Consider the following 22,460-nt stretch of genomic DNA (forward strand, 5'->3'; position numbering starts at 1 on the left):
ATGTTTAAGGGTCCAAATGCCTAAGCGTCCAAATCCCCCATAACCGTAGATTCAGGATGCAAACTAATTTTGCACAACTTCTTAATTTGATGATTTACATCAGCTTCTGATAGAATTGCCACCACTTGTCGGGCAGTTCGTTGCGCATGGCCTGGTCGTAGTCTTCCTTCGAGCATGGAATGAAATGATGCCGCTCGAAGCGATTGTCGTCGGCTTTCATAAATGACATGTCCATCCACCATTTGCCGGAAATCTTGTGGCAAAGGAAAATCAGGTTTTCCTGACCTTCGCCGATTTGCACATTATAGCGGACGAAATCGGTGCTTTCCAAAGTCGGGATGTCGTCCTGACGGCTTGAGAAACCTTCGATGAAATACCATATCATTTCGGCTATCAGGTTGGCCGTGCGCGAGTTGATGTCGTAATGCGGATTGTATTCAAAGAAACCGATTGACGACAGCTTGAAGCTCAAGCCGGCATAGCGTGTCATGCGGCAGGCCTCTTCGCCATTGAAACCGTTCGGCGAAGCGTTTTTCACGCCTGGCGCATCGGCGGCACGGATGGCTCCCATATCGATGCTGAGAATGTTGGCGTTGCGGATGAGCGGCTCCGTCAGCTCTATGTTTTGCTTCAGATTTCCTAAGCGGTAGGTGTCGAAAAGCAATTGTTTCATCAGTTCAATGCTTTCATTGTCAACATAATACGACTGATAGCCAATGTTGGTGAAATTGAAAAGGAAATTGGGCTGATGCAAAATGATATGACTCAGATAGGAATGTGAATTCAGCTGTTCGTTGTCGTTGCCGATGTCGAAAAGCGGGTCGATGGCGGCAATGTTCACCAATCTTCCCGTTGGTTCATAAACCTGATACATGGGGTAGGTCATATCTTGCGAAGCACCTATGACAATTGGCACGATATGATGCTTCATCAATTCGGTAAGCACCTGATTGACGGCATAATAAGTATCACTGATTTCGTTTCCCGTCCTGATGTCGCCCAAATCGACGATTTTCAAATCTTCCCAATGGTTGAAAAGTTGATATAATGCCTTTCTGATATAGTCGATACCATCGGCGCAGCCGCGATTATCGACGGCACCGCGTTCTTCCTTGATGCCGAGCAGGGCCAACTGCACGTTTTCCAAGTCTGGGAAATTGTCCTCCGTCCGATAAATGTTGATGGTTTGACCCAAAGTGTTTTTGCCTGGCCGTGTCGTTTCGGTGAAGCATTTTTCCGAAACAGGTTCAAGGAACATGCTGATTTCCATGTGATTTTATGTATTATTAAATTAGAAAACTATAGAAATTAGGATTTCGAGACTGCTTGGTTTCGAGACTGCGGGAACATGAGATTTCATTGTCTCGTGACCGCGTGTTTCCGCATTTCTGCATCCAAATTGTATAATTGCTCATCTTCAATCCTGTTATTGGACTGCAAAGATAATACGAAATCGGGAAAAGCCAACAATTTGTTCGACCAATGATTGAAAAACGAAGCAATTCTCAGCCTGCGACATTCGCAAAATTTTTCTTTTCCGTCTTGCAAGATTATGTATTTTTGTTTTCTGTAAATCATGCCTATGGGCAAAATTTTTTGGACTATTAAAATAACATTTAAATAATTGAATTACAATGAAGAAACATTTTTTATTTTTGCTTGTGGCAGCCTTGGGCCTTGCTGCTTGCACCGAAAAAAAGACCGATTTTCAGGTTACGGTCAATTTGAAAAACAGCAATGACCAGATGGTCTATCTGCAAAAGTATGTCGACAATGCGCCTGTTGTCATCGATTCGGCCATCATTCAGGAGGAAAACGCTGTGCTGAACGCTCCAATTGGCGACGTGCAGACGCTTTATGCACTGAAAGTGAAAGACATGCGTGGCTCTATGCCTTTCTTTGCCGATAACAAAGATGTGACTTTTGTCGGCGATATGCAGAATCCGCGCGATGTGGAAATCTATGCCTCCGAAACCCAAACGGCACTCGATGCCTACCGCAAGGAATTTAATGGCTTCTATGAAAAAATGGAAGAACTTTATGCCCAGATGGATGAAGCCTACGCCAAGCAGGATTCCGTCATGATGGATTCGCTCAACAAGGTCGGCGATGCCATCATGGACGAGCAGAGCAATTTCAGGAACAACTACATCAAGGAACACGCCGACAGCTTCCTCGCCCATTACATCCTCGATGAAGTGAAACAGGACTACTCACTCGACGAACTGAAGGAACTGGAAGCCAACTTCACCACGACCTCCATTTATCTCGACGACTTGAACAGCTACATTGCCAAGCAGGAAACCCTTGAAGTGGGTCATCCATGCATCGATTTTACACTCCAAACCGTTGACGGCGAAAATGTTACGCTTTCCGAAAAAGTCGCCCAAAACAAGGTCACGATGATTGATTTCTGGGCTTCGTGGTGCGGTCCTTGCCGCAAGGAAAACCCTGTTGTGAAGGCTGCTTACGAGAAATATCACGAAATGGGTTTCGATGTCATCGGCATTTCCGTTGACCAAGACGAAGCTGCATGGCAGAAAGCCGTCGAAGCCGATGCACTGCCTTACACACAGGTGCGCGACACCGACAACAGCGTCAGCGAATCCTATCTGATTTATTACATCCCTTCCAATTTCCTCATCGACCAAAACGGCAACTTCATCGCCAAAGGTCTGAGAGGCGAAGAACTGGAAGCCAAACTTGCTGAAATCTTTGCCTTATGAGAAAAATAGCCTTATTATTTGCTGCCACGGCACTTGCGTTTGCCGCCTGCAACCATCAGCCCGAAACACCGACTTTCAGCATTGCCGTTGACATTGCCAATGCCGATGGTCAGACCCTTTACCTGCAAAAAGACGGACAAGTTTTGGATTCGGCCGTCATTGAAAACTGGAAAGCCAATTTCCAGACTCCCGTTTGCGACGACAACGAAATGTTCAGCATCATGCTGAAAGATTGGCGCAGACCATTCTCGTTCTTCACTGACAATCAAAATGTAAGCCTTGAAGGCGATGCACAGAATCCGAATGCCATCATGGTGAAAGGTTCCCCATCGCAAGACCGTTTGAATGCTTTCAATGACGGGTTCAATGCTTTGGATGCCAAATTGGATTCCATCAGCCAACTCATCAACGATGCCAAAAAAGCTGGCGACGAGGCTTTGGCGGAAGAACTGAAACTGAAATACGACGATGCCGAAGTCATCGAGAAAATGTATTGCTTCGACTATGTCTGGGAAAATCCGACCGACATCACGGCACATTATGTGCTTTACCGCTACAAATGGGCTTTTGGTCCGTGCGAAATGCGCACCATGATTGACAACATCCATGCTGCCGACAGCACCCTCACCTCTTCGAACCTTGATATGGCGACGGAATACGTCGAAAAGATTGAGCGCGTACAAGCCGGTCAGCCTATCATCGATTTCACCCAAAACGATGCCGAAGGCAATCCGATAACCTTGTCGCAACTTGCCGAAGGCAAACTCCTGCTGGTCGACTTCTGGGCTTCGTGGTGCCCCGACTGCCGCAAAGAAAACCCAAATGTGGTGGCCGCTTACAACACATTCCACGAACAAGGTTTTGACGTGCTTGGCGTTTCGTTCGACACCGATAGGGAAAAATGGCTTGCCGCCATCGAAAAGGACGGCCTGACTTGGACGCATGTCTCCGATCTGCAAGGCTGGAATAATGCCGCCGGTGCCCTTTACGCCATCTCCTTCATTCCGCAAAACGCCCTCATAAAAGACGGCATGATCGTCGCCCGCAACCTCGAAGGCGAGGAACTGATGGCAGAGATTGAAAGACAATTGAAATAATTGATTTCCAGAGTCTGTTTTGATTTTATCAGCTTCTCACTAAAAATCATCAGATGGTAGTTTTTTTTATTTTTGCAGTCCTATGAAACGTATCCTATCTATCATCAGTCTTGTCTTGCTTAGCCTGAATGCCTTGGCTCAAAATGAAAAAGTCACTTTCTCACATGCGGGCGGCTTTTACGAAGATTCGTTTTCGCTTGTGTTGAGCAACACTAATCCTCAAAACGCCATCCGTTTCACGACCAACGGAAACTGTCCTACAGCGCAGTCGCAACTTTATACGGAGCCGCTTCAGATGGATGATAAACTGTATTCGAAATCAGATATTTTCACGATACAAACCGCACCTGAGCATTTGTTCTATTTGCCCGACACTGTTCTGCATGCCATTGTGATTCGTGCAGCGGTTTTTGATGAAAACGGCGAATGTGTCAGCGATGTCGTGACAAACACTTATATGATTAATAGTTTGGGCTGTTTCAATAACGGCTTGGCCGCCATATCAATTTGCGCAGATTCACTTTCCCTATTCGATAACGAAACAGGCATTTTTGTTCCTGGCGTTAATTGGAATCCTTCGGATCCAGAATTAACAGGAAACTACTACCAAACAGGCATTTTGTGGGAACGTTTAATAAATTTTGAGTTTTATGAGCCAAATGACAACAGCGGTATTAATCAATTATGCGGTCTACGTACACATGGCAACCGTGCTCGGCGTTATCCACAAAAGGCAATGAAAATTTATGCTCGGGAAGAGTATGGCAAAAAGCGTTTCAAACACCAGTTTTTTGAGGGCTGCCCTTGCAACAGCTTCAAGCATCTTGTCATCAAATCCTTTTCGACACTTTATCCGAATACCGGCATTCAAGACTATATCTGCGGCCAGACGGCCTTGGACATGGGCTTGGAATCGGGGCAATCCCGACCCGTTGTGCTTTTCCTCAATGGCGAATATTGGGGCATCTATTTCTTGCAGGAAAAAATGGACGAACGTTATTTGGAAGACCATTTCAATATTGACATCGAGCATTGCGATATTGTCGCGAACTGGAAAGGCCTTTCCGAACATGGTGATTCCATTAATGAACTTGGCAATAACATAGAATTTGCAGCTTTGATGAATTGGCTTGAAACGGCGGACCTTTCACAAGAGCAGAACTTTCAGCACCTATGCTCACTTATCGACATTGACAACTTCATGGATTACATCATCTTTGAGACATTCGTCGCCAACTACGATTGGCCATCTAATAACATGCGTTGCTGGAAGTTGGATGGAGGGCGATGGCGTTGGATATTCTTTGATGGCGATGCCGCTTTCAATAACTATGGAATCGATTCGTTTGGCAATCCAACAGAACTTGATGTGTTTGGAAATGTCACATATTCAGGAAATTACTCATGGCCCTCCAGTAAGGAAGCCACACTTTTATTTCGAAGATGCCTTGAAAATGGAAATTTTGTTTCCAATTTTGAGGACAGGATTGGGAAATGGTGCAGCAGGGTGCTGAATTACGAGAATATGTCTCAGTATTATTTTCACATCAAGGAGCTGCTAAGCCCTGAAATTAGCAACCAATCATTCCGATTTGGCAACCCTGAGAACTTTGATTATTGGAATTGGGCTTGCACCTTGACAAATGATTTCATATTGAACCGTCAGAGCACTTATGCATTTGAATGGCATAACTTTATGGAAGTGGATGAAAACTGGACACAAGGTCAGCTTTTATGTTTCCCGAATCCTTTTTCTGACGAGATACACATACGGTTTGAAGATAATTCCACAAGATCGGCGGAAATCGAAATCTATGACATTCTGGGACAAAAAGTCTTTTCAAAACCATGCGTTTTGTCAGGCACGGAAAATCAGATTTCCATCAATCCTAACCTGCCAGCCGGCATCTATTTTCTGAAAATCGGTGACTCTATGCAAAAAATAATCAGACAGTAAGTATTTTCCCTATTTTGTAAAAATATCTAAAATGGTTTTCAAAGGACTGACAAAAAAAGACACCTCGGCGCTGAAAGGCTTTGCCATTCTTTGCATTGTCTTTCACAATTTTTTCCATCATCTGAATCCTTCGCCGGGCGAGAATGAATTTCTCTTTTCACCAAATACCGTTCATAATTTTTTCAACTTGATCGGCAAGCAACCATCTGAATTCATAAACATCATTTTCAGTTATTTAGGACATTTTGGCGTTCAGATATTCATACTTCTCAGCGGCTATGGACTTGCCATTTCGATGTTGAAACATGGAAAAGACTGGACGACTTTCATGGTCGACAGACTGAAAAAACTCTATCCGCTGCTGCTGACCGGAATCATCGTCCTCATGCTTTTTAAAATAGTGGACGAAGCAATGTTTTTCGGGATATACGAATGGACCGAAACAATGTACAAACTCCTGTTCGTTGGCAATCTGATACCCAATTCAGGTTTAAGCCTAAACGGACCGTGGTGGTTTTTCGGACTCATTTTCGAATTGTATCTGCTTTTCCCTTTGTTGTTCAGTTGCATCAAAAAATACGGTTGGAAAGCCTTTGCCGCAATCTGCGTGGTTTCCTACACCTTGATTTTCCTTTTCAGAAATGTCTTCGACTTGTTTCATGGAGAAATCCTGATGATGAACGCGCCCGGACATCTGCCCGAATTTTGCTTAGGCATTCTGCTTGCATTCCACAAAGGCGTGAAAATCCATCCTGCATGGTTGCTGCTCGCCATTGTAATCTTTTGTCTTGGAAACTTTTATGCCGTTTTCTATCCGTTTACATTCCTTGCCTTTTCGGTCATCCTACTGTTCGCTTTCCAAAGACTGAAAACCCTTCCTCACAAAAAAGGATGGTTGGCCGACGCGATGGTTTATTTCGGTGAAATCTCGATGATACTGTTTGCCGTCCACGGATTTTTCAGAGAAACATTTTTAAACCTGAAAACCTCATTTGATGGTTTTTGGAGTCATGCACTTGTCTTTTTCCTGTTTTTCATTACGGTTTGGGGCGTCAGTTTGGCAGCCAAACAGTTGTACGAATGTTTGATCCGATTGTTCGGACTTATCAAAATCAGGGAATCGAAGGCTTCGCATATTGTTGGCATCGTCTTGCAATCGGTGTTCGGACTGCTTGGCATATACCTAATCGGTTATTTCATATTCCTGAATGTCAACAAATTTGACAAGGAAATGGAAAACTACGAATTAAAGCCCAGCGAAACCATCGTCACTCCCGATACGGAATACGGTAATTTAGGCAGACTGAATTTCGACAAAAACATCGCTAATTTCAAAATAGATTGCTCTTTCGACATGACAAGCCAAGACACCTTGGCCAGCTTGCCATACATCGTGTTTGATATTAGCGGAATGCTATGGGACAGATTGGTTATTCCCGAAAGTTTCAACACTCCGGAATGCAACAGATACCAATTCTCCTACGAATACACGCGCCCGTTCAACAGGAATCTTGTCGGCAAGACCCTGAAAATATATTTATGGAACCCGGCGAAAAGTTCAATGGAGGCGAAAAACATCAATTTGTCAATAAAATATTAATATGAACACCACTTTATTAAACAAAATAAAAAACGGAATCGGACAATGGGCGAAAGCCAATTTGCTGCTTTTGGTTTGCATGATCATCATCAGAGTGTTTTTCCTGCTGCAAGTCACTCATAGGGTTGTCATCGAAGCGGCCTCTTTTTCTGTTGTTGCATCGGGCATTGTGTTCGATTTGCTGTTGGTCTGCCACATTGCAGCATGGCTGTTGATTCCTTTCCTGCTATTTTATTGTTTCTGGCCCAATGCGGCTTCAAAAACCTATACAGGCCTGACCATCTTTTATTCCGTCACAAGCACCTTGCTGACAGAATATTTCTGCAACCTGATGATGCCTTTGGATCACGTCATTTTCGTTTACTCGCCGGAGGAAGTGATGGGCACGCTGACTTCATCGGCGCATGTCACGGCGGCGCCTTTCATTTGGTTTCTGCTGACTATGGCGGTCGTCATTGCAGCCACATTGTTGTGGAAAAAAACGAGGATTCCTTTCATCATGGCTTCGGTGCTTACACTCGCTTGTGTTCTCGTCTCGGTTTGCGTGAACTATACCGATTTGATTCGCACGGAGAAACATTATGAAGACCATAAGACGTTTTGCCTTGCAGTGAACCAGCCTTCCTATTCGGTCATAAAAATACACGACTATTTCGCAAATAAAAACGAAATCCTGATTGACGACGATAACAACATCAGCGATGAAGCGAAGAAAGCATTCGACGATTTCCATTCACTTAATCCACAAAACGAATATGTCGACCCCGACTATCCTTTGTGGCGGAAAGCCGATGACAACGATGTGTTGGGCTGCTCGTTGCGAAAGACGGCAGACAGTTTGCCGCCCAATTTCGTTTTCATCATCATTGAAAGTTTCGGCCAAAAACTGACTGGCGTCAACAACCCGACTTTTTCCGCAACACCTTTCATCGACTCGCTGAAACAGGAAGGTCTCTACTGGAAAAACTGCCTGTCGTCGGCCGAGCGGACTTTCGGCGTGTTGCCTGCCATTTTTGCCTCTGTTCCACAAGGGAAAGTCGGCTTCCAGCAATTCTTGACACCCATGCCCTCGCATAATTCATTGTTGAAAGACCTTAAAACCAACGGTTATGAGACTTCCTATTACTATGGCGGTGTACATAAATTCGACCGATTCGACAATTTCCTTAAAATCAACGATTTGGATTTCATTTTTGTTCCTCAAATCGATAATGTCGATTCAGCCACATACAAACTACTAAACGACAACCACCGCTGGGGCCTCGACGACGCTGAAGTGTTCGATTTCGCCATGGCAAGAAAGAATGAAAGACCCTCAAAACGCCCGAATCTTGATGTTTACATGACCCTCACCACACACGAGCCTTTCGTTTTCGGCGAAGTAGAAAAATATGAAAAACGGATTGAGGAACTCCTGAAACAGCATCCCGACATGCCTGGTGACGAAAAGCAAAACATTTCACAAAACCTGAACATTTTCGCATGTTACAATTATATGGACGAAAGCGTTCGGAAACTTATCAATTATTACAAAACCCTGCCCGAATATGAAAACACCATATTTGTTATCACCGGCGACCACAGAATGGCATTCCTGCCTTTTGGAATGGCCATTCATAATTACAACGTGCCGCTGCTCATCTTCTCGCCTTTGTTGAAAGAACACAAATCGATGGATGCCGTGGTTTCGCACCTCGACATCACGCCGACAATCGAAGCCTATCTGCACGAAAACTACGGTTTCAAAATCGACGAATGCTGCCATTGGATTGGAAACTCGCTCGATACGGCCAGGACTTTCAGAAACACAAGGAAACTCGCTTTCATGCTCAACAACCGTGACGTGGTGGATTATTATGAAGGTGACTATTTCCTGTCGAACAACAAGGTGTTCGTAATCGACAGCAATTTCGAACATCAATATGTAAATGATGAGAACATCACCCAAACGATGACAGAACATCTGAACAGCTATTCCGTTGTCAGCCGTTTCACCGTACAACACGATTTCCTGAAGAAAACCGAAAACAGGTATCCATTGTTGAATTATTCACTTGATTTTAAAATCAACACGATAGGAATCTTTTCCGATTTCCTCAAAACAGAAAATGACAATGTCTCTGTTCAAATCGATGAAAAGAATGAATATGGTTCGTTGTTTCAGCGCATTGATATTCCGGAAGATGCGGCATCTATTCTAATTGAATTGTCAATGGATTTGATTTGTCACGACATTTCAAAAGAACTGCCAAGCATTGTGTTTCAGTCGAATGATTTCTATGTCAGCATTGCCATAAACGATGATTTGGGTAATCCGCTGAACACTGGCCAATGGGAACATTTCCATACCAAAATCACCATTCCGGTGAGTGATGAAATGAACGGAGACAACCTGAAAATATATCTCTACAACAGCCAGCGCACAATAATGGAATATGACAACCTAAAAATCGATGTCTCTTACGAGAAACGTTGAAAAAACTAACTTTTTGAATGTAAACCGAACAAAAAAACGAGCGCATACCCATGAGTTTTCCAGTACTTTTGAGGGCATATTGCAGTACCCTAACCAGAATACTCCAGTACTCTAACTAAAGTACTGGAGTACTCCAACGAGAGGATTGCAATACTCTGCCGAGAGTACTCATCATTCATCAAGATAAGTAACTATTCATAATTAGACTGCAAAAGTATCTTCCATTTCGACAGGCTCAATGAGCTGCAAATCAGCTTGCTGAGCTTCGCTCCCTGAGCCTGTCGAAGGAACTTGTCGAAGGGTGCATTAATAATTCCGTTAAATCAGTTTAATCTGTAGTTGACTAAAAATCAGCGTAATCAGTGTAATCTGCGGTTTTAAAATAATCATCTTCCGCCAAGGCGGTAGAGAGTAAATGCGGAGTAAATTTGTCGAGTAAATTAGGAGTAAATTTTTTTCGTGCGCCAGCCAATCCGTGAAAATTCATGCGCTTGTGCATTAAAATTTATCTGTGTAATCTGTAAAATCTGTAGTTTATTGAAAATCTGCGCAATCTGCGGCTCAAAATAAATACAAATCCCAGTTTTATCGCGTCGCCACAACCACGCCTTTCTTATACTTCCTCACCACACCATCGAAATTGAAGACTTCGGTGACCACAACATAAATGCCAATCGGGACACGGTTATTATTGTCATCGGTGCCGTTCCAAATCAAGCTTCCCTCCTGCCCTACCAATTCGCCTTTGGCCAAATGCCTGACCAACTGCCCTGATGCGGCAAAAATGTAAATATTCATCGTGTAGCCAGGCTCATCAAACTGATAGGAAATCATGCAGTTATCATCAATGCCATCGCCATCTGGCGAGAAAAGGTCAGGGGCTATTGAAACGGCATCATCGGTCGGTTCAAGATTTTGCATCATCGAGTTTTGATAGCCTGGCGTGCCGAAATGAACGCTTTCGGCTGCCGAATGCCAGTTGTCGGCATCATCCGAGGGAATGTCGAATGAAACGCGCTCCAAGGCAACGCCTTTCGTCACCTTAATCAGCGGATAATGCATCTTTTCGGTGAAATACATTTCATCAATCACGGTGCCGTTCTTGCTCATCAGAACCGCCGTTCCGCCGGCATTGGCATAGCTTGGGAATGAAGCCATCTCAACGAAATTCTCCGTTGAACATTCGTATTGCTCGCCCACAATCTGACTGTTTGTCGAAAGCAAAACGTAAGTTCCGGGCAAGAACAGACGGCTGTCCGCAGCGATTTCCTTCAAAGTCGTATCGGCTGGATTGGGGAAAGTTTCTTTTATCACACCCAACATTAAATTGCTGAGGTCGAAGGTTTTGTCGGAATGATTGTACAATTCCACATAATCCACACCTGGCGCAATCGGGTCGAACATGATTTCATTGATGAGGATTTCGCCTTCTGCAATTTCGTTCGGAATGCCAAACTGAACTTTAGTATCCGGTTCAATTTCATTGCCAATGCAATTCTCAACATCGTTGATAATCAAGGAATAAATTACACCTTCTTCAAAACCGTAATCAAATTCGAGTTCAACGAAGGTGGCGTCCATCGGATTGATATTGGCGTATGTTGGATGCGCCCCGATTTCATCAACAAAGAAATTATTCACATCCGACAAAGTGGTCTGATTCATCTGCTGGTCGAACCAAAGTTGGACTATGTAATTGGAAAACATACTGATACGTTCCACTTTAGGCTGTGATTCGTTTTGGCCATCAACCGAATTGATACGGCCCGGCGTGCCGCCCAAGGCATCGACCGAAGCCGTCCAGTTGGAAGCCGCCGCACACGGATTCATCGGGTCAATTTGCTCCACCGACCAGCCGCCGTCCTTCTTATTGGCATCATGATACCAAGAAGAAGTAAAATCGGCACGCGAAATCATTTGGCCGTTCTTACCTATTAAAATAATGGTCGAACCCGTGTTTCCGATGGCAAAGGAACCGAAGCCGACGCAATCGCCAAAAGTTTTCAATTCATCGACAGCATCGTTTTGACACACAATCAGATAGGCATGGGGCGCAAGAATGATATTGCCGAAAACATTGTCATTAGCCCCGACCTGAATCTGCCAGCCTTCCAAATTGAAGACATAATCAGTGGCATTGTAAAGTTCAATATATTCCCATTCCGGCAAGCCGACGGCAGGTGTCGGGTCAGCCATGATTTCGTTGATAACCACATCATATTCAGCGGCTTCCTTTGAAATGACGAAAGAAACCGTTTCGTTGTCGCCCACGGGCGTTCCGATGCAGTTGGCCGCCGAATTGGCGACTTTCAAAGTCAAGGTTACGCCTTCCTGCAAGGCAGGATTGAACTTGATCCAAACGCAATCCAAAGAATCGACATAACTCACATTCTGCGGATGCTGATTGGTTTCCAGAATCTGATAAACATTCACATTTTCTATAGATTGCTGATTCATGGTCTGGTCGAAATAAACAAGAAGCGAGTCAGTGCTGCAAACTTCAACCTTGGCGATTTTTGGCACGGCACTCGTTGGGTCGTAGATGGAATTCTGCACGCCAGGGGTGCCACCCGATTCGTTCACGGAAGCCGCCCAATTGTTGCCGCCCGCACAAGGATTGTTGGGCGAAATCTCCTCCAAAGTCCAGCCGCCATCGTCCTTGCTCGTATCGTGATACCACGAAATGTCAAACGTGACTTCCGAAATCAAGGTTCCGTTTTTGTCGGCAAGGCGAAGCGTTGTACCGCCATTCGTAATGGCCGTCGATGAAGTCAGCAAGCCGCAAACTGACCCGAAAGACGAAAATTCATCAACCGCATTCACGTGACAGACAATCAGATAACCATTTGGCGCAATACTGCAATTGTCAAAGACTTTTGTCGTTGAGCCGATGGTCAAGGTCCAGTCTTTCAAATCAATGGCGAGATTGGTTGTGTTGTAAAGTTCCACAAATTCCCATTCGGGCAAGCCCACAACCGGCGAAGGGTCCGCCATGATTTCGTTGATGACGACATCATTCTCCGAAGCATTGTACAGCGAAAACGAAGTCTGCGCCGTTTCCATCACATTGCCCGCCAAATCCGCAAGGTTCTGAATAGTCAATGTGTAGTTCACGCCATTGGCAAATTCATTCGCAAAAAGCAGATTTACAATGGTTTGATTTTCTCCCCATGTTGCCGAAGCGGGATGCCCGACACCATTGTCAAGCGTGTAATTGTTGACATTCAGAGCCTTCGTCTCATCCAATATCTCACTGAAATTCAATTGAATGTTTTTGTTATCAATGACATTCGCTGCAATCAAGGTCGGAGGATCGTTATCAACGATTTTCGGGCCGATATACACATCGTCAAAGAAAATTTTCTTGGCATTGGAGGCTGTGAAAGTATTAACAAAACCGAAATAGCCGTTACGAGAAAAAGTATCGTCAGCCCCATGAGCCTCAATGACATAGCTGCCTGAATAATCATAGCAAGTCTGCAAAGTCCAGTTGCCTTCGCGGTCACAATTCACCTTGACAAAAACCGCAAACGAAGCTGCAATGGCCCCTTCCGTGCCACGGCAAATGCTGTGATTGCCATTAGCATCTTTTCGGAAAAGCTCAATGGCATCGCTGCTGCCGCCTTCACCGAAACGCAAGAAATAACCTTGTGTAACTGCCGTTAAATCAGCATTATCAGCCGAAAGAAACACATCAGAATAATTGTTTCCAGATGGCGCAAAATTCTCGCGGATCCAGAAACGCCATTCCATTTCCTGAAATTCCGTAAAGGGCAGCGAAAGATAAGCCGTTCCCGCCTCTTCGGCATTCAGTTGAAGCTGCAAATTGGTGTTTACCAAATATTTATCATCATTACCAGACCAAGTCGGATTGTTGATGAAATCGCCATCCGAAAAGTCGTCGCTGGCCTGAGCCCAACCCAATAACGGGAATAATAGCAAAAGTAAAAGGGATTTTCTCATTTTTCATTCAATATGTGTTTGCAAAGATATTGTTTTTCAGACTTGCAAACAAAATTAATTCAAATCAATAATAAACGGAAAAATCGTTTTATTTTTGCAGCAAGAAATTTAGTATGAAAACAAGAGAGGAATACATCCACTAACTTAAAAAGCATGAAATGAAAATAATGAAAAAATTTGTGATATTATTGCTGATATTTCTCAATACATTTGGGACATCTAATGCACAAAATATCAATTTCAAAGCTACTTTCAAAGTAATGAAAGACTACTATTATGCTTCTTCTGAAATGATGAAAAACCATCAGAATGGTATAGTCGCAAAAAATGTAAAGGTTTATTTTGGCAAAAACACTTCGGAAATTGAATACTATACCTTCATATATGATTTTTCCACAAAAAATCCCTATTACTGCGTACTTGACACGGCTCTTATGGATTTCTATAAAATTGACAAGAAAAATCTTTACGAAGTAAATGTCGGCACTCGTGAACTTACACATTTGAAAAAAGACAAAGGCATATTCAGAGCTCAAAAAAAATCATTAGAAGGACAACATAAAGTCGTTGATTATTATACTTACGGAAATGAAAATTTACAACCTGCTGTAAATTACGCATTATACAAAAAGACAGACACGATTATCAGGAAAAAACCATGTTTGGTTTTTTATTCATCTAATTTCAATGAAAAAAACCGGAAAGAAGCCATACACTATGTTAATAAAAACAGTTACGAGCTCGATAGCGTTCTTTGGATAAGTACACGAAAGGATGGAAGCAAATATGTTGCTAAAAAAGAAATCGTTTCAGACACCAAAAACTTCAATATAAAGAAAGTCAAGGATTTATTCAATTTTGAAAGTCCAAAATATGCTGAATTTACAAAACATGACAATAAAAATACTCCATATAGTTCCGCCTATTCAGATAACGAAAATCTTTCAATTCCGGAAGTCGCCAATTTTGAATTGAAAGACTTGAACAATAACAAAACTTCCATTCAGAAAGAAAAAGGATGGGTTTTACTTGATTTGTGGGAATTTGGCTGCAAAGGCTGTTATGCCGGTTTCAAACGCATGGGACAACAAATCGATTCCATTGGGCAAACGGTACTTGAAAAAAACGGCGTGAAAGTCATTTGCGTAAATCCACAGAGCGATAACATGGAATATATTGGCAAGGTGGCCGAAAAATACAATGTCCACAATCTGCTTTACGCAGGAAAGGGTCTGACAGCATTGATAGAAATTCCAGCTTATCCTTCATATTACCTTCTCTCTCCTAAAAACGAAGTTGTAAAGAAAGGAACCCATTTTACCGATGAAGAAATCTTAAAAGCAATCAAGCAGTACAACAAATAAACATATGCAATTAAACCATCTCTTTCAACAAATCCAACTTAACTATCAGACTTGAAAATATTATCATCAAATAATTCAAATCAATAATAAACGGAAAAACCGTTTTATTTTTGCAGCAAGAAATTTAGTATGAAAACAAGAGAGGAATACATAGCGATTTTACAAGCAAATGCTGATGAATTACAAAACCGTTTCGGCATCACCTATATGCGTCTGTTCGGTTCTGTAGCCCGCAACCAACACAACGAGGACAGCGATGTTGACCTGTTCGTTATCATGCCTCCTGTATTTTATACCATTTGCGAAGCGGCTGATTTCCTTGAAAATCTGTTAGGTTGCCGTGTCGATGTCGTCAGAGACCATAACAATCTAAAACCATTATTTAAACAGCAAATTGAAAAATATGGAATCGATATCTTTAGAGCAGCGTGAGATTGTTTTTCTAATTTGATAAATTTTATTCCTATGAAAATCGCAGTAGTCGGCGCCACAGGTTTGGTTGGCTCAAAAATGCTTCAAGTACTTGATGAACAGCACGTTGAAATCGATGAGCTCATTGTTGCTGCATCAGAGCGTTCCATTGGAAAAGAAATCGTTTTCCGTGGCAAAACGCACCAAGTCATCAGTGTTGAAGATGCCATCGATGCTTGTCCCGACATAGCTATTTTTTCCGCAGGAGCGGCGGCTTCAAGGCAATATGCGCCGCAATTTGCTGAAAAAGGAACATACGTCATTGACAACAGTTCGGCCTGGCGCATGGATGACAACGTGCCTTTGGTTGTGCCCGAAATCAATGCCGACACCATCACCCGCGAAACACATATCATCGCCAATCCGAATTGCTCAACCATTCAGATGGTGATGGCTCTTGCCCCTTTGCATAAAACTTTCGACATCAAGCGTTTGGTCATTGCCACCTACCAAAGTGTCAGTGGCAGCGGCTTGAAAGGCATCAACCAGCTCAACAAGGAAGAATCTGGCGAAACGCCCGAGAAGCCCGCTTATCCGCACCAGATTTACCGCAACGTGTTGCCTCACGGCGGCGATTTCTGCGAAAACGGCTACACGACCGAAGAGGAAAAACTGGTCAACGAGACGCACAAGATTTTGCGTGCGCCACAAATCGGCATCACCGCGACCGTGTGCCGCGTGCCCGTCACAGGCGGCCATTCCGAAGCCGTCAATGTCGAGTTCAACAAACCTTTTGAATTGGATGAAATCCGCAAACTCTTTTCCAATTTTCCAGGCATTATTGTGCAAGACGACCCAACAAACAACGTTTACCCAATGGCCATTACCGCCTACGACAAAGATGAAGTCTTCGTAGGCCGCATCCGACGCGATTTCAGCGTTGCCAACGGACTGAATTTCTGGGTTGTAAGCGACAACATCCGCAAAGGCGCCGCCACCAATGCCGTTCAGATTGCGCAATATGTCATCCGTCAATTTTTCAAGAAATGAAGATTTTCAACGACATAAACGATATTAAAAACATTCCTAACGCAGTTGTCACCATCGGCACTTTCGATGGCGTTCATCTTGGACATCAGGCCATATTCAAAAGAATGAAGGAATTGGCTCATTCCGTTGATGGACAGACAGTTGTCGTTACTTTTTATCCACATCCACGCTTGGTGCTGAACATCGACACCTCCAACCTGCGTTTCATCTGCACCCAAGAAGAAAAACTACAGAAATTTGAAGATTTCGGCATTGATAACGTACTGATTATCAATTTTACAAAGGAGTTTTCGCGCACCCCGTCCGAAACTTTCATCAAAGATTATATCATTGCACCTATCAAGCCTGCCATTTTAGTTGTCGGCTACGACCATCATTTCGGCAAAAACCGCATGGGCGATTTCAACATACTTTCCGATTTTGCCAAAAAGTATAATTTTAAAGTCGAACGCATTGAAGCACAAGATGTTGAGCATATTGCCGTCAGTTCAACGAAAATCCGTCACGCCCTGTCGGAAGGCAACGTGAAAAGTGCAAACCGGCTTTTGGGCTACACCTATTCCGTCAAAGGCGAAGTGGTACGCGGCAACATGATTGGACGCACGATAGGCTTCCCCACCGCCAACCTCGAGCTGCCAAAAGAGTATAGACTCATCAACAATGCGGGCGTTTATGCCTGTCTTGTCAGTTTGGAAGGCAAGGAATACAAGGCCATGGCTAACATCGGACGCCGCCCCACCATTGGCGACCGCGCCAAAGATGATTTCATCATCGAGGTGAATATATTCGATTTCAATGCCGATATCTACGGCAAGCAAATCCGCGTACGCTTCATCGACCGCATCCGTTCCGAAGTGAAATTCGACGGTTTAGAGGAACTGAAAGCCCAATTGAACCGCGACAAGGATTCGGCAATGAAAATTTTGAAAATGAAGCAATGATGACGGATTCAAAATTTAAAGATTCAAGATTTAAGGATTTGAGTCTGTGATTATTAAGAATATGCGGAACGCCTGATTTTAACGTTTCGCATTTTTTGTGTTTGTGAAATTCGCCGAATCCGATTGTGTCTTTATATTTCTGGGTAAATGGTTGCAACTTGCTGGAAAATATATAATTTTGCAACCGAATAGAAAACTAACGATGAGCAAGTACCAGATTCCATATACCAACGCATGTATCCGAGCTTTTGGAAGACGTTTCAAAATGACGACAAAAGATGCTTTCCAATATCTTTATCGTTTCAAGGGAATCGCTTTTCTCGTCGAATTTTATGAAATAGAGCACTTGCAATCTATAGAGGATGCCGTTGACGACCTTGTGGTGTGTTGCCAAAACAATGGAGGATATTTGGCATGATTTTGTATCACGGAACAAATATGGATTTTGATGGCATAGAGCTTTCCAAATCATCTCCTTACAAGGATTTCGGAAAGGGGTTTTATTTGACCGACATCAGAAGCCAAGCCGAACAATTGGCAGAAAAAAAGGCAAAACTGTTTAAAGGTACGCCAATTGTTCAAATGTATGAGTTTGATGAAACAGTATTGTATTCTCCCGACTATAAGGTTTTGCTTTTTGAAAAGCCGAAACGTGAATGGGCTGAATTCATTTACAAAAACCGAAACAGGGATTCTCATTTCCATCACGATTACGATATTGTCTATGGACCGATTGCAAATGATGGCGTTGCCTACCTTCTCGGACGTTTCGAAGAAGGAACTTTGACCCTCGATGAATTGACAAAAGAACTTCAATTCCGCGAACTGAACAATCAGTATTTCTTTGGAACGGAGAAGTCAATTAAACTCTTGAAAAGAATATGAGCGACAAACAAATTCAGGAATATCTGTTAAACAGAATCATAGACCAGCTTACAGGATTTCTCATCGAAGACCATAATCTTGAACTGGAAGAAGCCCTGAATGTGGTTTACAATTCAAAAGTCTACCTTCTTTTGCAAATCAAGGATGCCGATTTGGTGTCGCAAAGTCCTGCATACATATACGAACTATTGAAAAAAGAAATCGTTTTGAATTGATCTTCCATTTTTCGGATGCACGGTGCGTCCCTGCTTTCCGTTTAACCTTCTCCCATTCTCTCATCCGAACTCTTCTTCACCTCTGCCGCATAATACTGGAAGAAATTGAAATTCATGACTTGCGAGATGCGTAGCAGCAAGGCGCAATCCAAGGAACTTTTTCTGAAGATTTTATAAAGATGGTTTCTGGTGCATGGAAGCTGTGCCGCCAACCACGAAACACTGCGCTTGTCGGCCTTGAGCTGTGCCTCGATGATTTGTCCGATGTGAATGTTGTTGTCGTAGTTTTCCATGACCGAATTTTGCGGCAAAAATATCTGAACAAAAGCGTTTTGCTGTCATCCATTTCATCCATTTGCGTATATTTGCCGAATCATGTTACCGAATTTCATCATAGAAAAGATTAAGCAGCAATCGGGCTTGTCATTCGACAATGCCAAGGATTTTGAAGTGCTTTCCAGCGCTTTTTCCGCTGCCGACAGATTGGGCGTGAACACCTTGAAAAGGCTTTTCGGCTATGCCAAATCGCCCATTGCGCCACGCAAGGCCACCCTCGATGCCTTGGCGCATTATCTGGGCTGCGATTCTTGGGAAAGCCTCAACGGAATGGTGCCAAACGACAGCGAATGGACTGAAAAAGCCGTCTGTGCCGACGAGATAAAGACAGGTTCTTCCATTGAGTTGGAATGGCTGCCCGAACGGAAACTAGCCTTGCTATGCATTGGCGAAAACCGTTTCCGCATTACGGAAAGCCTGAATGGGAAATTGCAGGTTGGTGATGAGATAACCATCTACTATTTCCGTCTCGAACATCCTTTGGATGTCAGCCATATAGTCCGTGACGGCAAGACCGTTTGCGATGCCGATGGCAATGAGCAATGCTATGTGGCAGGAAAACGTAATGGATTGAGAATGTTAAAAATAAGAGAGTAGACTATTGGCTGTTGGCCTTTGGCACATTGGTTCATTAGAAAAAGTAAATAGTATGTTCAAATGATAGACGTGCCAAAGGCAAAGAGCCAGAAGCCAAAAGCAATATAAAAACAAAAAAGAAATGATAGAAGACTCTGAATTTACCAACAAGGCTTCTCACGATGCGGGAGAAGTGCTCTTCGATAGCGGCGGTACTTCCGACTGCTACAAACTCATCATGGGCAACCGTGCCTATTGCATAAAGAGGCCGAAGCCCGACAAGTGCCATTCATCAGAATACATGGCGTTGTTCCGCAAGGAATTTGAATTGGGCATTGATATGGAACATCCCAACATCGTGCGCTATTTTGCTTACGGCGACGATGAGCGCGGCCCTTTCATCCGTATGGATTTTGTGGATGGCGACAATCTGGAGCAGTTTGCCGCAAAGCACCCCGGTTTCTTCAGCAAAAAGGAAAACCGTGAGCGTCTGCTTGACGAATTGCTGAGTGCCCTGGCCTATCTGCACGATAAGCAGATGCTGCATTTGGATCTGAAACCCAGCAACATTCTCATCACCAACAAAGGCTATCATGTGAAGTTGATTGATTTGGGGTTCGCCTGGTCGGAGAGCTACTTGTATGATGCAGGGTTCAGCCGCGATTACTGCGCACCCGAGCAGTTGGAAAACCGCACGGATTGCATCGGACCGGCCACCGACATCTATGCCTTGGGCAAAGTCATGCAGCAGTTTCATCTGGCGAAAGATGCCGTTGTGCGACGCTGCCTGAAAGAAAATCCCAAAGAGCGCTTTCAGAGCGTTGAGGAATTGATAAAGGCTGTCAAACCGAAGCGGTCGTCCGTTTGGGGAGTTTTGGCTCTGGCGGTTATTGCTGGTGCTATTGCCATTCCAATCTCGATAAACAATCAAAAGGCGAATGTCGTAACTGAAATTCAACACGATACGGTATATCTTATGCAGTACGATACCGTTTTTGTTGCCGAAACGGCACCTTTGCTGACTTTAGATGACTCCATTGCCATGTTTAAAGAAGACTTGAAAAACGCATTGGCACCAACATTCGGTTTTTGGTACAATACCATTAACGATATGTATGACAGCTATTCGCCGGACATGGATTTCTATATGGATAAGGCCGTCTCGACGGGCAGGACGATGATCAAAGAGAAAATCAATGCGATAAACCCATCAAAGTCGGCTCGTGCCAAATACAACCAAGCGGGCGAAGCCATCATACGGTATTTCATGGCCGATTTCAACAAGATGAAAAAGGCTGCCGGAGAGACGAAGCAAGCCGAAACACCCAAAATATCCGAAGATGGCGATGACTTCGACATGAAGGATTTGGAAAAACTGAAGGATATGGAATGGTAGGGACTGGATTATTAATCTTCTCCCATTCTTTCTGAAACCTCTTTCTTCACTTCTGCCACATAATACTGGAAGAAATTGAAATTCATGACTTGCGAGATGCGCAGCAGCAAATCCGTGTCTAAGGAAGGACGGCGGAACACCTTGTAGAGGTGGTTGCGCGTGCAGGGAATTTCGCGTGCCAGCCAGCCCACGCTGCGTTGGTCTTTCCTCAGTTGCTCGTGGATGATGTTGCCAATGTGTATGTCGCCTTTTGTGTAAGCCATGCCGCCCTGTGGTTCGGCTTCCGCCCTTGCGCCTTGGCATAAAAATAGCGTGAACGCTTATCGCCTCTATGAAAGTAGTTGGCTCTGGAATGCCTTGTCAAACCATAAAAAACGAAAGATTCACGCTAAAAAGCATGAACCTTCGCTCTCCATTCCTGTTTGACATAAATTTTCCAGATTTACTACTTTAGGAACAAGAGCAAAAGCCCTGTTTATATCAGATTATGTGTGTTTTGTCTGTTTCTCCTGTCGATTCTCCTATTTTGTTGAGGCTTCAAAAATAGGAAAATTATTTGATAAGGAGAGCAAAAAGTTGCATTTGCTCTCCTTTTGGCAACGCGCATTTGCAATTATTGCTAAAAACAGAGCGGTTATTTCTTGTAATTGACAAGTATTTCCTTGATGGTTGTATATGCCACATATTCGATGAAATCATAATCATACTCCACTTTTCTATTATATTTATCGTATCTGTAGCGATGGCCTTTTAACACCAAACAACCATCCTCATGCTGTACTTCAACTGGACTGCGTTTTTCGATATAGCAATCTGTTTCTTCCACATAACCCAAGAGGTTGTTGTTATTAAGCCAAATATCTTCAATCTTCCTCTTTTCGTTGAGATGTTTGGCAAGTATTGCCTGAATTGCTTCCTTATTCATTGTTTGTGTTTTTAATTTTGTGTTTGTAAATCAGTTGTTTATTGTTACTATAGGTTGCTCATTACTTTGCATTGGCTGTTGTCGAAATCGCATAACATTTGGGCAAATGCCTCTATGGAATAACCCGTTGAAGCAAGTTGGGTATAATACTCGGCATTGCGAATCACATTTTCCCTGAACCTTTCTTCATCGCCCAACACAACCAGTTCGGGATACTTGTCTCTCCAGTTTTTATCACATTGTTGTTCGAGAATTTCGCCCCAATAGGTTAGCATTTCCATATCAATGATTGATTTGAGTTGCGGCAACATTGACTCTATGTATTTAATTTCGTCGAATTGCTCTTCTTCGTTTGCTGCACCTTTGATATACCAATAAATGAATAGGTATTCCCTCATCCTTCTAGTACTTTGTAATATCTAAATATTGCATAAAACAAAGAATAATCGTATCTTTGCCGCGTCACATACAACACGATACGATTATGCCTATCCAGAAGTACGAGGTAAGTCTGTCTGCAACGGAGCGCAAGCAACTTACCA

At 43.4% G+C, this 22,460-nt stretch carries 21 protein-coding genes; 14 read left to right on the plus strand and 7 right to left on the minus strand.

Translation table 11 applies throughout. The features are described from left to right. Positions 1-94: 94 nt before the first annotated feature. A complete protein-coding gene (locus AC06MN_RS13560) occupies positions 95-1,270 on the minus strand; it encodes a formimidoylglutamase (RefSeq protein WP_475672924.1) in 1,176 nt (391 codons plus the stop codon). Between the two features lie 364 nt (positions 1,271-1,634). On the opposite strand from AC06MN_RS13560, the gene AC06MN_RS13565 reads away from it, so the two are divergent. The 5 genes from AC06MN_RS13565 (at position 1,635) to AC06MN_RS13585 (ending at position 9,856) form a co-directional block, all read left to right on the plus strand. After that, positions 1,635-2,726 carry a redoxin domain-containing protein gene (locus tag AC06MN_RS13565; RefSeq protein WP_475672925.1) on the plus strand — a complete coding sequence of 364 codons (1,092 nt, stop codon included), beginning with the start codon at positions 1,635-1,637 and terminating at the stop codon, positions 2,724-2,726. Continuing rightward, entirely contained in the window at positions 2,723-3,823 is a 1,101-nt protein-coding gene (locus tag AC06MN_RS13570; RefSeq protein WP_475672926.1) for a redoxin domain-containing protein, read from the plus strand. The genes AC06MN_RS13565 and AC06MN_RS13570 overlap by 4 nt, the downstream gene beginning before the upstream one ends. 82 nt (positions 3,824-3,905) lie before the next feature. Next, complete coding sequence (locus AC06MN_RS13575; RefSeq protein WP_475672927.1) at positions 3,906-5,780, plus strand: CotH kinase family protein; 1,875 nt, start codon at positions 3,906-3,908, stop codon at positions 5,778-5,780. Between the two features lie 31 nt (positions 5,781-5,811). Beyond that, positions 5,812-7,380, plus strand: coding sequence for an acyltransferase family protein (locus AC06MN_RS13580; RefSeq protein WP_475672928.1), 1,569 nt, complete (start codon positions 5,812-5,814; stop codon positions 7,378-7,380). Position 7,381: 1 nt separating this feature from the next. Further along, positions 7,382-9,856 carry an LTA synthase family protein gene (locus AC06MN_RS13585; protein ID WP_475672929.1) on the plus strand — a complete coding sequence of 825 codons (2,475 nt, stop codon included), beginning with the start codon at positions 7,382-7,384 and terminating at the stop codon, positions 9,854-9,856. A 343-nt stretch (positions 9,857-10,199) separates the two neighbouring features. On the opposite strand, the gene AC06MN_RS13590 is transcribed toward AC06MN_RS13585, so the two are convergent. Continuing rightward, positions 10,200-10,343 carry a hypothetical protein gene (locus tag AC06MN_RS13590; RefSeq protein ID WP_475672930.1) on the minus strand — a complete coding sequence of 48 codons (144 nt, stop codon included), beginning with the start codon at positions 10,341-10,343 and terminating at the stop codon, positions 10,200-10,202. A 98-nt stretch (positions 10,344-10,441) separates the two neighbouring features. Next, a complete protein-coding gene (locus AC06MN_RS13595; RefSeq protein WP_475672931.1) occupies positions 10,442-13,819 on the minus strand; it encodes a lamin tail domain-containing protein in 3,378 nt (1,125 codons plus the stop codon). A 158-nt stretch (positions 13,820-13,977) separates the two neighbouring features. Between AC06MN_RS13595 and AC06MN_RS13600 the strand changes: the two genes are divergently transcribed. From AC06MN_RS13600 to AC06MN_RS13630, 7 genes are all read left to right on the plus strand, one after another. After that, a complete protein-coding gene (locus AC06MN_RS13600; protein WP_475672932.1) occupies positions 13,978-15,183 on the plus strand; it encodes a TlpA family protein disulfide reductase in 1,206 nt (401 codons plus the stop codon). A gap of 129 nt (positions 15,184-15,312) precedes the next feature. Next, the gene (locus AC06MN_RS13605) at positions 15,313-15,615 is read left to right on the plus strand and encodes a nucleotidyltransferase family protein (RefSeq protein ID WP_475672933.1); all 303 of its coding nucleotides are present in this window, start codon (positions 15,313-15,315) and stop codon (positions 15,613-15,615) included. A 33-nt stretch (positions 15,616-15,648) separates the two neighbouring features. Then, positions 15,649-16,644: an aspartate-semialdehyde dehydrogenase gene (locus AC06MN_RS13610; RefSeq protein WP_475672934.1), complete on the plus strand. Its 996-nt coding sequence runs from the start codon at positions 15,649-15,651 to the stop codon at positions 16,642-16,644. Further along, positions 16,641-17,585 carry a bifunctional riboflavin kinase/FAD synthetase gene (locus AC06MN_RS13615; protein ID WP_475672935.1) on the plus strand — a complete coding sequence of 315 codons (945 nt, stop codon included), beginning with the start codon at positions 16,641-16,643 and terminating at the stop codon, positions 17,583-17,585. Before AC06MN_RS13610 ends, AC06MN_RS13615 begins: the two co-directional genes overlap by 4 nt. A gap of 202 nt (positions 17,586-17,787) precedes the next feature. Then, a complete protein-coding gene (locus AC06MN_RS13620) occupies positions 17,788-18,003 on the plus strand; it encodes a DUF3791 domain-containing protein (protein WP_475672936.1) in 216 nt (71 codons plus the stop codon). A 20-nt stretch (positions 18,004-18,023) separates the two neighbouring features. Next, the gene (locus tag AC06MN_RS13625) at positions 18,024-18,470 is read left to right on the plus strand and encodes a DUF3990 domain-containing protein (protein ID WP_475672937.1); all 447 of its coding nucleotides are present in this window, start codon (positions 18,024-18,026) and stop codon (positions 18,468-18,470) included. After that, complete coding sequence (locus AC06MN_RS13630; RefSeq protein WP_475672938.1) at positions 18,467-18,685, plus strand: hypothetical protein; 219 nt, start codon at positions 18,467-18,469, stop codon at positions 18,683-18,685. Before AC06MN_RS13625 ends, AC06MN_RS13630 begins: the two co-directional genes overlap by 4 nt. A 41-nt stretch (positions 18,686-18,726) precedes the next feature. On the opposite strand, the gene AC06MN_RS13635 is transcribed toward AC06MN_RS13630, so the two are convergent. Continuing rightward, on the minus strand, positions 18,727-18,978 hold the full coding sequence (locus tag AC06MN_RS13635; RefSeq protein WP_475672939.1) for an XRE family transcriptional regulator: 252 nt from the start codon (positions 18,976-18,978) through the stop codon (positions 18,727-18,729). Positions 18,979-19,060: 82 nt separating this feature from the next. Here AC06MN_RS13635 and AC06MN_RS13640 point away from each other — a divergent pair, with 82 nt between their 5' ends. Both AC06MN_RS13640 and AC06MN_RS13645 read left to right on the plus strand, forming a co-directional pair. Beyond that, positions 19,061-19,618, plus strand: coding sequence for a hypothetical protein (locus AC06MN_RS13640; protein WP_475672940.1), 558 nt, complete (start codon positions 19,061-19,063; stop codon positions 19,616-19,618). 121 nt (positions 19,619-19,739) lie between these two features. Further along, a complete protein-coding gene (locus AC06MN_RS13645) occupies positions 19,740-20,993 on the plus strand; it encodes a serine/threonine protein kinase (RefSeq protein ID WP_475672941.1) in 1,254 nt (417 codons plus the stop codon). Positions 20,994-21,004: 11 nt separating this feature from the next. Here AC06MN_RS13645 and AC06MN_RS13650 read toward each other — a convergent pair whose 3' ends face one another. The 3 genes from AC06MN_RS13650 to AC06MN_RS13660 form a co-directional block, all read right to left on the minus strand. Next, positions 21,005-21,256: an XRE family transcriptional regulator gene (locus AC06MN_RS13650; protein ID WP_475672942.1), complete on the minus strand. Its 252-nt coding sequence runs from the start codon at positions 21,254-21,256 to the stop codon at positions 21,005-21,007. Positions 21,257-21,627: 371 nt separating this feature from the next. After that, positions 21,628-21,918, minus strand: a complete 291-nt coding sequence (locus tag AC06MN_RS13655) for a hypothetical protein (RefSeq protein WP_475672943.1) — start codon at positions 21,916-21,918, stop codon at positions 21,628-21,630. A gap of 47 nt (positions 21,919-21,965) precedes the next feature. Continuing rightward, positions 21,966-22,316 (minus strand): hypothetical protein, encoded by a 351-nt coding sequence (locus AC06MN_RS13660; protein WP_475672944.1) that lies wholly within the window; start codon positions 22,314-22,316, stop codon positions 21,966-21,968. Between the last annotated feature and the right edge of the window lie 144 nt (positions 22,317-22,460).

This window comes from Candidatus Limimorpha sp. (genome assembly GCF_056203535.1).

Bases quoted from the DNA above. Each gene is read 5' to 3' on its own strand.
- AC06MN_RS13560 (WP_475672924.1), bottom strand. From the start codon at position 1,270: ATGGAAATCAGCATGTTCCTTGAACCTGTTTCGGAAAAATGCTTCACC.
- AC06MN_RS13565 (WP_475672925.1), top strand. From the start codon at position 1,635: ATGAAGAAACATTTTTTATTTTTGCTTGTGGCAGCCTTGGGCCTTGCT.
- AC06MN_RS13570 (WP_475672926.1), top strand. From the start codon at position 2,723: ATGAGAAAAATAGCCTTATTATTTGCTGCCACGGCACTTGCGTTTGCC.
- AC06MN_RS13575 (WP_475672927.1), top strand. From the start codon at position 3,906: ATGAAACGTATCCTATCTATCATCAGTCTTGTCTTGCTTAGCCTGAAT.
- AC06MN_RS13580 (WP_475672928.1), top strand. From the start codon at position 5,812: ATGGTTTTCAAAGGACTGACAAAAAAAGACACCTCGGCGCTGAAAGGC.
- AC06MN_RS13585 (WP_475672929.1), top strand. From the start codon at position 7,382: ATGAACACCACTTTATTAAACAAAATAAAAAACGGAATCGGACAATGG.
- AC06MN_RS13590 (WP_475672930.1), bottom strand. From the start codon at position 10,343: ATGAATTTTCACGGATTGGCTGGCGCACGAAAAAAATTTACTCCTAAT.
- AC06MN_RS13595 (WP_475672931.1), bottom strand. From the start codon at position 13,819: ATGAGAAAATCCCTTTTACTTTTGCTATTATTCCCGTTATTGGGTTGG.
- AC06MN_RS13600 (WP_475672932.1), top strand. From the start codon at position 13,978: ATGAAAATAATGAAAAAATTTGTGATATTATTGCTGATATTTCTCAAT.
- AC06MN_RS13605 (WP_475672933.1), top strand. From the start codon at position 15,313: ATGAAAACAAGAGAGGAATACATAGCGATTTTACAAGCAAATGCTGAT.
- AC06MN_RS13610 (WP_475672934.1), top strand. From the start codon at position 15,649: ATGAAAATCGCAGTAGTCGGCGCCACAGGTTTGGTTGGCTCAAAAATG.
- AC06MN_RS13615 (WP_475672935.1), top strand. From the start codon at position 16,641: ATGAAGATTTTCAACGACATAAACGATATTAAAAACATTCCTAACGCA.
- AC06MN_RS13620 (WP_475672936.1), top strand. From the start codon at position 17,788: ATGAGCAAGTACCAGATTCCATATACCAACGCATGTATCCGAGCTTTT.
- AC06MN_RS13625 (WP_475672937.1), top strand. From the start codon at position 18,024: ATGGATTTTGATGGCATAGAGCTTTCCAAATCATCTCCTTACAAGGAT.
- AC06MN_RS13630 (WP_475672938.1), top strand. From the start codon at position 18,467: ATGAGCGACAAACAAATTCAGGAATATCTGTTAAACAGAATCATAGAC.
- AC06MN_RS13635 (WP_475672939.1), bottom strand. From the start codon at position 18,978: ATGGAAAACTACGACAACAACATTCACATCGGACAAATCATCGAGGCA.
- AC06MN_RS13640 (WP_475672940.1), top strand. From the start codon at position 19,061: ATGTTACCGAATTTCATCATAGAAAAGATTAAGCAGCAATCGGGCTTG.
- AC06MN_RS13645 (WP_475672941.1), top strand. From the start codon at position 19,740: ATGATAGAAGACTCTGAATTTACCAACAAGGCTTCTCACGATGCGGGA.
- AC06MN_RS13650 (WP_475672942.1), bottom strand. From the start codon at position 21,256: ATGGCTTACACAAAAGGCGACATACACATTGGCAACATCATCCACGAG.
- AC06MN_RS13655 (WP_475672943.1), bottom strand. From the start codon at position 21,918: ATGAATAAGGAAGCAATTCAGGCAATACTTGCCAAACATCTCAACGAA.
- AC06MN_RS13660 (WP_475672944.1), bottom strand. From the start codon at position 22,316: ATGAGGGAATACCTATTCATTTATTGGTATATCAAAGGTGCAGCAAAC.